This is a genomic window from Mesorhizobium waimense, assembly GCF_003601975.1.
Classification (GTDB): Bacteria; Pseudomonadota; Alphaproteobacteria; order Rhizobiales; family Rhizobiaceae; genus Mesorhizobium; species Mesorhizobium waimense.
This window is the reverse complement of record NZ_QZWZ01000094.1, coordinates 1-9,498: the sequence shown is the minus strand read 5'-3', so window position 1 is coordinate 9,498 and position 9,498 is coordinate 1. Positions and strand designations below refer to the sequence as shown.

General features: G+C 60.9%; 9 protein-coding genes and 4 pseudogenes. 8 read left to right on the top strand and 5 right to left on the bottom strand.

The annotated features are described in order from the left end of the window. Positions 1–345: 345 nt before the first annotated feature. The 4 genes and pseudogenes from D3227_RS39055 to D3227_RS39040 form a co-directional block, all read left to right on the top strand. Positions 346–1,836 carry a KamA family radical SAM protein gene (locus D3227_RS39055; protein WP_147377812.1) on the top strand — a complete coding sequence of 497 codons (1,491 nt, stop codon included), beginning with the start codon at positions 346–348 and terminating at the stop codon, positions 1,834–1,836. 41 nt (positions 1,837–1,877) lie between these two features. Beyond that, complete coding sequence (gene fdxA / locus D3227_RS39050; protein ID WP_120019312.1) at positions 1,878–2,201, top strand: ferredoxin FdxA; 324 nt, start codon at positions 1,878–1,880, stop codon at positions 2,199–2,201. A gap of 20 nt (positions 2,202–2,221) precedes the next feature. Continuing rightward, entirely contained in the window at positions 2,222–3,550 is a 1,329-nt protein-coding gene (locus D3227_RS39045; RefSeq protein WP_208646589.1) for an aspartate aminotransferase family protein, read from the top strand. Between the two features lie 58 nt (positions 3,551–3,608). Beyond that, positions 3,609–4,113, top strand: a pseudogene (locus D3227_RS39040) (CoA transferase subunit A); the annotation flags it as partial. Positions 4,114–4,250: 137 nt separating this feature from the next. Here D3227_RS39040 and D3227_RS39035 read toward each other — a convergent pair. Further along, a pseudogene (locus D3227_RS39035) lies at positions 4,251–4,620 on the bottom strand (CoA-transferase); the annotation flags it as partial. A gap of 86 nt (positions 4,621–4,706) precedes the next feature. On the opposite strand from D3227_RS39035, the gene D3227_RS39030 reads away from it, so the two are divergent. The 4 genes and pseudogenes from D3227_RS39030 to tnpB all read left to right on the top strand — a co-directional run. Beyond that, positions 4,707–4,892: a hypothetical protein gene (locus D3227_RS39030; protein ID WP_208646592.1), complete on the top strand. Its 186-nt coding sequence runs from the start codon at positions 4,707–4,709 to the stop codon at positions 4,890–4,892. A 35-nt stretch (positions 4,893–4,927) separates the two neighbouring features. Further along, the gene (locus D3227_RS39025; protein ID WP_120019310.1) at positions 4,928–5,098 is read left to right on the top strand and encodes a transposase; all 171 of its coding nucleotides are present in this window, start codon (positions 4,928–4,930) and stop codon (positions 5,096–5,098) included. 52 nt (positions 5,099–5,150) lie between these two features. Beyond that, entirely contained in the window at positions 5,151–5,372 is a 222-nt protein-coding gene (locus tag D3227_RS39020; protein WP_120019309.1) for a hypothetical protein, read from the top strand. Further along, positions 5,369–5,485: pseudogene (tnpB, locus tag D3227_RS39015) on the top strand (IS66 family insertion sequence element accessory protein TnpB); the annotation flags it as partial. The gene D3227_RS39020 and the pseudogene tnpB, both read left to right, overlap by 4 nt. A gap of 85 nt (positions 5,486–5,570) precedes the next feature. Here tnpB and D3227_RS39010 read toward each other — a convergent pair. The 4 genes and pseudogenes from D3227_RS39010 to D3227_RS44695 form a co-directional block, all read right to left on the bottom strand. Further along, positions 5,571–6,578 (bottom strand): tyrosine-type recombinase/integrase, encoded by a 1,008-nt coding sequence (locus D3227_RS39010; protein ID WP_120019307.1) that lies wholly within the window; start codon positions 6,576–6,578, stop codon positions 5,571–5,573. After that, positions 6,575–7,507, bottom strand: a complete 933-nt coding sequence (locus tag D3227_RS39005; protein WP_120019306.1) for a tyrosine-type recombinase/integrase — start codon at positions 7,505–7,507, stop codon at positions 6,575–6,577. Before D3227_RS39005 ends, D3227_RS39010 begins: the two co-directional genes overlap by 4 nt. Next, positions 7,504–8,742: a site-specific integrase gene (locus D3227_RS39000; protein ID WP_120019305.1), complete on the bottom strand. Its 1,239-nt coding sequence runs from the start codon at positions 8,740–8,742 to the stop codon at positions 7,504–7,506. The genes D3227_RS39005 and D3227_RS39000 overlap by 4 nt, the downstream gene beginning before the upstream one ends. A gap of 517 nt (positions 8,743–9,259) precedes the next feature. Continuing rightward, positions 9,260–9,498 (bottom strand): annotated as a pseudogene (locus D3227_RS44695) (IS91 family transposase); the annotation flags it as partial.

Genomic DNA, 9,498 nt, shown 5'->3' with positions numbered 1-9,498 from the left:
CTTCAAGCCGAATTCTGTCCGAAGCCGTGATGTCGATGCTGATACCAGTGCGCATCTCGCAATGTCGCATGCCGAAGCGATCCGGGGAATCCCAAAAAGGACTCTTCTGTTCCGATCAATCCACTAGCGGATAGGCCGGGCTTCTCGCCGCGAGGCTGGCTCCGCGGTGAGTGCCGCTACAATCTGTACAAAATTCCGAACGCTCCGCTAGTAAGAAGACTGATTGCACTATCGCGATCCTGCCAGCGGTCTCTCATGAGTGCCGGTCACTGAATGGTGACTTATAAGCGGTTGTAAGTCGGAGTGGGGGAGTCGAGAATTAGTTCAAGAAATCAATCCTTTGACTTGGACTGGCTCCGCCGGTGTATGTACCGGTCTGAACTTGCAGCCTTGGAGGTATGCGCCGTGAGTACTGCCGAAAAATACATGCCCTCGCAGCGTGAACAGGCGTTTCTGGACAAAGTCGTCAACGGCAAATACGACCGGCAGATCATCACCGGCATAGCCAAGTTCGCCAGCGGTGACGTGTCCCAGGATATGCGCGGGTTCTATTCGCAAGAAGAACTGGATCGGATCCTCGAGTTGAAAGGCACTGTGAAGGATTTGGAAGCCCGGATGCCGATCAAGATCACGCGGCATTATTATGAGCAGGCGCAGTACAGCCGACCGATGCAGACGCTGGTGAAAGCCAGCCCGAAAGAAACCTACGATCTCGACGGTGCCGAAGATCCGGGCAAGCAGATGACCTACAGCCCCCGAGAGGGGCTGATCCATAAGTACGAGCTCGGCCTGCTCTATGTGGCGTCCACCTGCTCCGCCCACTGCCGCTTCTGCTACCGCGAGGAACTGATCGGCCGCAAAGAGATCGCCCGCGAGGACGGGACAGTTGCTCCTAAAGGCTTGGCGCAGCTCGGGGAGATTGTCGAATACATTGGCGAGCACAACAGGGCGGTGGCCGCGAATGGCGGTCGCCATCCGCAAACCGGCCGCGAGAAGCTTCGCGAGATCCTGATGTCAGGCGGCGATCCCATGGTTCTGGGGAACAAGAACATCGCTGCCTGGCTGGCTGGGCTCGCGGAAGCCGGTGTCGAGAATATCCGCATCGGGACCAAGGAGCTGGCGTTTCATCCGCAGCGGTTCGACCAGACTTTCTTTGCGATGCTCGATGCCTTTCATGAGGCCTATCCCGAGGTCAGCCTGCGGATGATGGTGCACTTCAACCATCCCGACGAATTTCTCCGCAAGACAGCGGATGGCGGCTATCTCGACAATCATGGCGGTGGGCTGCAATGGATCCCCGAAACGCGGGTTGCGGTCAAGGAACTCGCTCGGCGTGAGTGGATTACGGTCCACAATCAGTCTCCGATCATTCGCGATATCAACGACGATGCCGAAGCGCTGCGGATCATGCAGCGCGAGATGCTACGAAACGGCATCAACAACCATTATTTCTTCTGTGGTCGCGACATAGTCGGGCACAAGGCGTTCAATGTCCCGATCGAGCGTGCATGGCAGATCCTGAACGAGTCGCAAAAGGGCCTGTCGGGCGTCGAGGCCCATGCGCGGCTTTCGATCACACACTACAAGGGCAAGACCGAAGTCGCGGCGGTCACCAACGAACCGGTACCGGGCGTCCCTGGGGGTGAAAAAGGCGTCGTGATCTTCAAGCTGTTGCGTTCAGCCGCTGACGCAGGCGACCGATGCAAGGTGACCATCGTCGGCCGAAACCCTGACGCTATCTGGTTCAGCGGCTATGATGATCGCGTCATCTTCGACGAGGCTGGCCTCTATTCCATGTATGGGATCACCCCCGCATTCCTGCAGGCGGCGGAGTAGCTGCGCAGATATCCGGTATTTTCAACGGATGGGGACCAGACATGACCTATGTCGTCACCGAGAACTGTATCAAGTGCAAATTTACCGATTGCGTCGATGTGTGCCCGGTCGATTGCTTCTACGAGGGGCCGAACTTTCTCGTTATTCACCCCGACGAATGCATTGATTGCGATGCCTGTACACCAGTTTGTCCGGCAAAGGCGATCTACCGAGATACGGACCTGCCGTCGGATATGAAGCACTTTCTGGAGCTCAACGAAGAGCTTTCGCGATTGTGGCCCAACATAACTGATTCCAAGGAACCACTTCCTGACGCAGCCGCCTGGGATGGCGTGCAAGGCAAGTTCAGCCATTTGGAACGCTAGCTGCTATCGGGAGATGCCTTGTGGACGCGAATTTACATACGGATATTTCGAAAAGCGCAGCCCTGTTTGAGCGCGCCAAGTCCATTTTGCCGGGCGGATGCAGCCGAAACACGATTTTGCGCAAGCCGCATCCGATCTACGCCGAGAGGGGGCAAGGGTGCTACGTCTATGATGTGGAGGGCGTCCGTCGCATCGACTTTGCGAATAATATCGCCTCACTGATTCACGGGCATGCACATCCGGCGATCGTTGCTGCTGTCAGCGAACAGCTGCAGAAAGGGACCGCGTTTACGCTCGGCACCGAAGTCGAGATCGATTATGCCGAGTATATTCGCAGCCGCAATCCTGCCTTTGAGCGAATCCGCTTCGTCAATTCGGGAACAGAGGCGGTCATGGCGAGCCTCAAGGCTGCCCGGGCATTCACCCGGCGGCCGAAGATCGCAAAGGTCGAAGGGGCCTATCACGGCCTTTACGACTACGCCGAGGCAAGCCAGACGGCCAAGCCGGACAATTGGGGACAGCCCGAGCACCCGTCCAGCGTTGCTGTATCGCGCGGAACGCCTCAGCGCGTGCTCGACGATGTCGTTGTGATCCCGTTCAATGACGGGCAACGGGCGCTCAAAATACTCGACGAACACCGCGACCAGTTGGCGTGCGTACTTATCGATGTGCTTCCTCATCGTATAGGCGTGATTCCTGCGGCCGAAGATTTCGTCCAAGCGCTGAGACGCTGGACCCAACAGAATGGGGCGCTCCTGATCTTCGACGAAGTGATCACGTTCCGGTCAAAATTTGGAGGGGCCCAACAATGGTATGACGTCCAACCGGACATCACTGCCTTGGGCAAGATGATAGGGGGTGGCTTTCCGGTCGGGGCCATTGCCGGCAGCGCCGACGTGATGGAGGTGTTGAACCCCCTAAACGGGCCGGCGCTTTTTCCGCTTTCTGGCACGTTCTCGGCAAACCCAATCACGATGATCGCCGGCCATACGGCGATGCAGTTGTACGATCGGGAGGCTGTTGACAGGCTCAATGCACTTGGCGACCGCGCGCGAAGCTCAATTGGCGAGGCAATCAAGATTGCGGACGTGCCTGTTTGCGTTACCGGCCGAGGGTCGATGTTTCGCATCCACCTGTCCGCGGGTGCGCCTGAGAACTACCGGCAGGCTTACCTGTCGTCGGAGAAAGCTGCACTTCTTTCGGCTTTCGTCGGGCATCTTTTCGACGGCGGCCTCCTGATGGTCGAAACAGGCACCGGCTTCCTGTCTACGGCCATGTCGGAGCAGGACATCGATGACATGGGGGCTGTGGTTCTCACAGCTCTGCGCAAGATGAAACCGTACCTTTAACCGGCGCTTCGCAGCCGTATCCAGCGGAGTGACTAAGTTAAACGTGGGGCCCACAATCGTGGTGAAGTTCTGCTCCCTGGCTGAAGCCTTAGCGGAGAACCTTTTTGATGGCGACAGCGTGGCGTTCGAGGGGTTCACGCATCTCATCCCCTACGCGACCGCACACGAGGCGATCCGGCAGGGGCGGCAGGAACTGACCCTAATCCGCATGACGCCGGCCTCTCCTACGACCAGATGGTAGGAATGGGGATGGCGAAGAAGCTCATCTTCTCTTATCTCGGCAATCCTGATGTCGGGCTTTTGCGACGCTGCCGCGACGCGATCGAAAATTGCTATCTGCGCGCCGAAGAGCATAGCCATGCCGGTATGGCTAACGCCTAAGAGGCGGGCGCGGCTGAGCTGCCATTCGCCGTATTCCGCGGCGAAACGCTCGCGGCAGTCCGGCACTCAGACCCGACGTCACCTTCATTCACGCCCAGAAGGCGAACCGCAAACGGCGACGTGCTTGTCGAGGGTCTCGTTGGCATTCAGAAGAAGCGGTGCTGGCTGCCAAGCGTGCGGTGACGAAGTATCCTCGATGACTTCCTCCACCGTCACCAGTCGCACCGCTTAACTCGGCGACCAAATCGCCCCTTGCATGTTCCAATGTCATGGCGCGAAAGCTCCATATTCATCGGCCTATTGCAAGGTGCCTTGGTGCACCGCCCGGAAGCCGCGTCTCGGATGATGATAGTCGCCGATGACGGTCGTGTTGATATTGCCGTGGCGATCGAGCTGCGCAGCGCTGAGGAAGCCCACGGCAATGCGCCCTCCCTGCAACCAGTAGCGAAACATTTCGGGCACCGACACCGTCGTCCTGGCCGTTTCGCAGAGCCCCCGTCGCCGATCGACAAGGGAAGCACCTCCGGCGCCGTGCCGATCGTGCCGCTCTCGTAGATGAGCGCGATGCCAGGCGCGTGCGTGAGACGCGCGATGTTGCAGGCGGCAGATGGCGCGCCGATGCCGACGAAGCAGACATCATGGCTGGAAAGCGCCCGCGCCGCGGCGGCCGAAGACCGTGCAATAGTGATTGGGCGCGCGCGGCAACGAAGGCTGTGGAACTGCACAGAGAAGCGCGCTTTGGTCGACCTGGCGAGCGCGGGGGGGGGGGTCGTCGGTGACCGAGGTCGCGCAAGCGTTCGGCGTAGCCCCATCACAGCTCTATGCCTCGCGCAAGCAGATGGCCGGCGGCGAGCCTGATGCCGATCAGGCGATGGCGACCTTCGCGCGCATCGACGTGAGCGATCTACCCGCGGTCGAACGTAAGCGCTGTTCTGGTGGCACCTTTCGCGGGTGGTCGTGAGGAACGATGCTCGGAGCCTTTGAGGGCTTCGACACATGACGATTTCAGAGCTTACGCTTAAATCCAGTGATCTTGAACCGGCGCGCCGTTTCGAGGTGTTCACTGGTTCTGGTCGGCGGCGCGAATGGCTGCCGGAAGAGAAAGCGCGGATCGTGGCGGAAAGTTACGATGCCGGCGAGACCGTGAGTGCCGTGGCCCGGCGGTAATGCATTGTCCCCGCAGCAGTTGTTCGCCTGGCGTCGGGCTGCTCGCGTACCGTTGGCGGAAACGCTGGCACCGGAACCGTTGTTCGTGCCGGCAGTGGTGGCGGCTCCGAAGCCGGAACCGACGGGGAAACAGCAGCCACAACGCAAACGGAAAGCCGCCCGCGACGCTGGCGTTATCGAGCTGGAGATCGACGGCGTCGCCATGCGGGTCGGCCGTGGCGCCGACGCCAAGACGGTCGCGGCGGTGATCCGCGCGCTGAAGGCGACGTCGTGATCGGGCCGACGGGTGCGGTCAAGGTCATGGTCGCGACGAAGCCGGTGGACTTCCGCAAGGGCGCGGAGGGCTTGGCCGCCCTGGTGCGCGAGACGATGGGCGCCGATCCGTTCTTATGTGTCGGTCGTGGATATGTGGCGGCGCGGTCCCGAAGCGGCTAATTCCGCGGTGATCGCGAGCTTTGCCGCCACATAATATTCAGATGCGCTCCAGCAATTGCAACACCGCATCCTTGGGTTTGAAGCGGGCGGCGTGCTTGCCGGAGACGCCCGCCTTATCCAATCCTCGCCGCATCATCTCGACGTCCGCAGCAGCGTAGCGATGCGTCGTGGCAACTTGCGAATGGCCCAGCCAAGCTTGGATGGTCAGAAGGTCCACCCCGGACTGCAGTAGCGTCATCGCGAGCGAGTGCCGAAGGACATGAGGCGAGATGGATTTGCGTGCCAGTTCCGGCCGCGTCAACGTGGCTGTGGCGACGGCCCGCCGCACGATGTGCGTTGCACCGAAACGCGTGAGACGCGTCTCATGAGTACCGACGAAGAGCGGACGCGCTTCCTGGCGATTGACTCCACGCTCGGTCATCAACGCCCTCAATGCTTTGACGAGGTCGTCCGGGATCGGTACGACCCGTTCCTTGCGGCGCTTGCCGCGCAGGAGCACCTGTGGTCGCGGGCGATCCAGTTGAAGATCGCAGGCATTGGCGCCGAGTGCCTCCGAAACGCGAGCGCCGGTGCGCGCCAGGAAAAGCAACAGCGCCCGGTCGCGCCGGCCGCGCGGCGTTTGCTGATCCGGCGCATCGATAAGAGCATCGACTTCTCGTCGCGAGAGGTGATGCATCACCTCAATGTGCGATCTCTTAACCGGGATAGCGAGGATGCGTTGGGCGATGCCCAATGATGCGGGGTCGTTCGCCGCCACATGATGGAAGAACGACCGGATCGCTGTCAGGCGCGCATTGCGTGTCTGGATCGTGTTCTTCCGCTTCTCTTCAAGCTCATCCAGAAAAGCGAGAATAAGGTCTCGATCGAAATCCTCGACGGCCAATGCGTACGGCTTGCGCCCGGTGCGTTCGGCGGCAAAGAGCACCAACATACGCAAGGCGTCGCGGTAGCTGGCGATGGTTGAGGGACTTGCGTTCCTTTGCTTGGTCAGCCGGTTGCGGAAGAACGACTCCAGCAGCGGCGCGAGCGAGAGATGTACGCTCATGAGGCGCCTCCATGGGCCAACGCGCGGTCGGCCGCCATGCCAAGCAAATCCGCCGTGCCCGTCACATAGTAGGCAGTATCGGTGTAGTGGGCGTGGCCAAGATAGGTCGCCAACAAGGGCAGCAGCGCCTGCACGTCGGCGTTCTCTCGATGCCATGCGGCGAGCCGTGTGACGGCGAAACGATGCCGCAGATCATGCGGTCTTAAGGCCTTGTCACAGGTGAGACCGGCCAGCTTGCAGGCTGCGCCGAAAGCCAGAGCGAGCCCTGTCTTCGACAGCCGGTTGCCGCGCGAGCTGAGAAAAAACGCGGAATCCTTTGGCGTCGGAAATGCCATATCACGAAGCCGTGCGTACTGGCGCAGTGCCGCCAGTGTTGTGGCATGAACCGGGACCAGGCGATCCTTGCGAAACTTGGTCCTCCTGATGTGAAGAACTCCGCTGACGAGGTCGACGTCGGCGCGATCGAGGCGGAGCCCTTCGCCGGAACGTAAGCCCGTGCTCGCCAGCAATCCGACCAGCATTGTCAACATCACGCTCCGCTCGGGATACTGCGGCGAAATACGCCTGCACGCCAACATGAGCGATGCAAGTTCCTCATCGCTCAAGATACGCGGTGGCGGAATGGCGCGGGATCTGGGAAACGCGCGAGGATCGAGCGCTTCAGTTCTCGCGTCGTAGACGGCGAGATACTCGCAAAAGCGGCGGAGCACTCCATGACGAATGGCCCGGCCGTTGGCTGCGCCCTCAATCGATAGGACGAAGTTAAGCGCCATGCTTTGGGTGAGCGGGCCGTCCAGATGCTCCGTCTCCACAAACCGCGCCAAAGCACGCAATGTGGCGGCTTGCTTCTTGAACGAGTAGCCGAGCGAGCGACGAAGCTCGATGTAGCTCTCGACCTTCTCGGCCAGCATCTTGAAGAAGGCGCTCATAGCGCGCCTCCCGGAAATGGCAGTGCAACGTCAGATAGCTGCGGCAGTGCCACCTTCACGTAGATGGCGGTTGTGTCGATGCTGCGATGGCCCAGCAGGTCGCCGACCTCGTTGATCGGGCGCCGTTGCCTGACGAGCTGCGTCGCCAGGCTATGGCGCAACAGATGGGCGCCGGCGGCGCCGGAGAGCTCAATCCCGCTTCGTTCCAATCGGGAACGGACGATCCTCGAAATAGAGGCGGGGTACTTGAACGGCCTTACTGGCGGAACGTAGGACAGAAAAACCCGCTGACTTTCGATCTTCGGCCTGGCATGCAGCACATAATCGGCGAGCGCCGCGCCTGCTTCATGCAGGAGCGGCACGACCCGATCGCGCTTCCCCTTGGTCCGCCGCACAAGTACTTCGGCGGTGCGCCAGCGGATATCCTGGAGTTCGAGCATCCGTATCTCTTTGTTGCGCAGACCGGTTGTGGCGAGAACGAGCAGAAGCGCGCGGTCCCGCACGCCTGAAGGCATCGTCACGTCGATCGCGTCGATGGTGCGCTGAATGTCTTCCCATGGAAGTCGCGGTGGCAGGTGCGCCAGCCGCCAGCAAGGGGTTCGAGGAACGAACCGGGCAAGATCCCGGTCGTTGAGGCCGGCCCATCGCAGGAAGCGCAGAAATGTACGGGCATATGAGGTTGTCGAGGACCGGGTGTAATCGTTAGCCGACAGCGACAGGAGGTGTTGCACGAGGCCGAGCACATGCTCGCCCGTCAACGCGGCAAGACCCTGGTCAGGCAGGTGGTCGTTGAGCCATGTGAGGATCCGGCGTGCGCTCGTTAGAAGCCCCTCGCAGGTCTTCGGCTCCAGGCCACGCACGTGGCGCAGATGATCCAGGTAGGCGGCAAGCAGCGGGCCATCATGAGCCGGAGCCGTGTGGCGACGCGGAGTTGAAAACCGTTCTGGCGCGACCCGACGTGCGTGCTCGATCGCCGTTCGCGCCGCTATTCGTGGTGTTGCTGTCCGGAGGCTGTGCACGAAGCGATCGACTATATCCTGTTCGATCGTCGCCCTTCTGGCGCTGCGGGCCGCGAAATCGCTGAATCTGGCAAGCCGACTGATATAGACCTTGGCCGAGGTGTGCTTGTAACCGACCTGGGAGAAATGCGCCGCAATGCGGTCCATCTCTCCACCAAGTGCCCCGCTGCGAAGGCGTCTGAGCACACTTGGATATTTGAAATAAAGCTCCAACATCACACTCTCTCCATCACGGGCGTGCCAGGGAAATCCTGAGCCCAAAGGAGAAAGTGATGAGATATTATGTGGCGGCAAAGCTCGCGATCACCGCGGAATTAGCCGCTTCGGGACCGCGCCGCCACATATCCACGACCGCCACATATTGCAGAGCGTTTTTAGCTTGGCGTCGCGCAGAAAGGCGGCTGGCGAGAGCGCGCTGTGGTGGATCGCGACGGTGAGCTAAAAACGTGTTGGACTAAGCCGCCGGCACGGGTGGCCGCTATGCGCGTTCAATTGAGGCCGTGTCCATGAACCGGCATGGCGTGGGCGCGGATGCGGTCGTGGACGCGGCGATTGCAGGGGTCGCCTGCGCCGAAAGCGGCACGGACATCGGTTGCGGCAAGGTGAGGACCGGCGCCGCGCCTCGCAGGGAGAGGCTGCCCGGGGGTGACGGCGCGCATCTCCGCGGGACCGGCTCGGCTTTGCGACCGAACGGCCCGGGCGATACGACGGTGACGAAAGCTGAGCGCTTCTTTCATGATGTATCCCAGTATGGCGGCGGTCCGGTGACGCCGGAATGTTTCGATGACGATCATCTGCCCTTGGGGACAGGCGGGGCATTGCCGGAGGGAGTGCCCGGTAAGGTTCTCGTAGCGGTCGCGGTAGTCCTTCGCCGAGCAGCTGTTCGACGCCTCTGGAGCCGGCATGCCGAGCAGGTCGCGGCAGTGGGCGAGCTTTTGCGCGCGATGGCGATTGCCGAGGAAGCCGTAATAG

What these genes read in the sequence shown, in the direction of transcription:
- D3227_RS39010 (WP_120019307.1), bottom strand. Translation starts at nt 6,578, where the DNA reads ATGAGCGTACATCTCTCGCTCGCGCCGCTGCTGGAGTCGTTCTTCCGC.
- D3227_RS39000 (WP_120019305.1), bottom strand. Translation starts at nt 8,742, where the DNA reads ATGTTGGAGCTTTATTTCAAATATCCAAGTGTGCTCAGACGCCTTCGC.
- fdxA (WP_120019312.1), top strand. Translation starts at nt 1,878, where the DNA reads ATGACCTATGTCGTCACCGAGAACTGTATCAAGTGCAAATTTACCGAT.
- D3227_RS39005 (WP_120019306.1), bottom strand. Translation starts at nt 7,507, where the DNA reads ATGAGCGCCTTCTTCAAGATGCTGGCCGAGAAGGTCGAGAGCTACATC.
- D3227_RS39025 (WP_120019310.1), top strand. Translation starts at nt 4,928, where the DNA reads ATGACGATTTCAGAGCTTACGCTTAAATCCAGTGATCTTGAACCGGCG.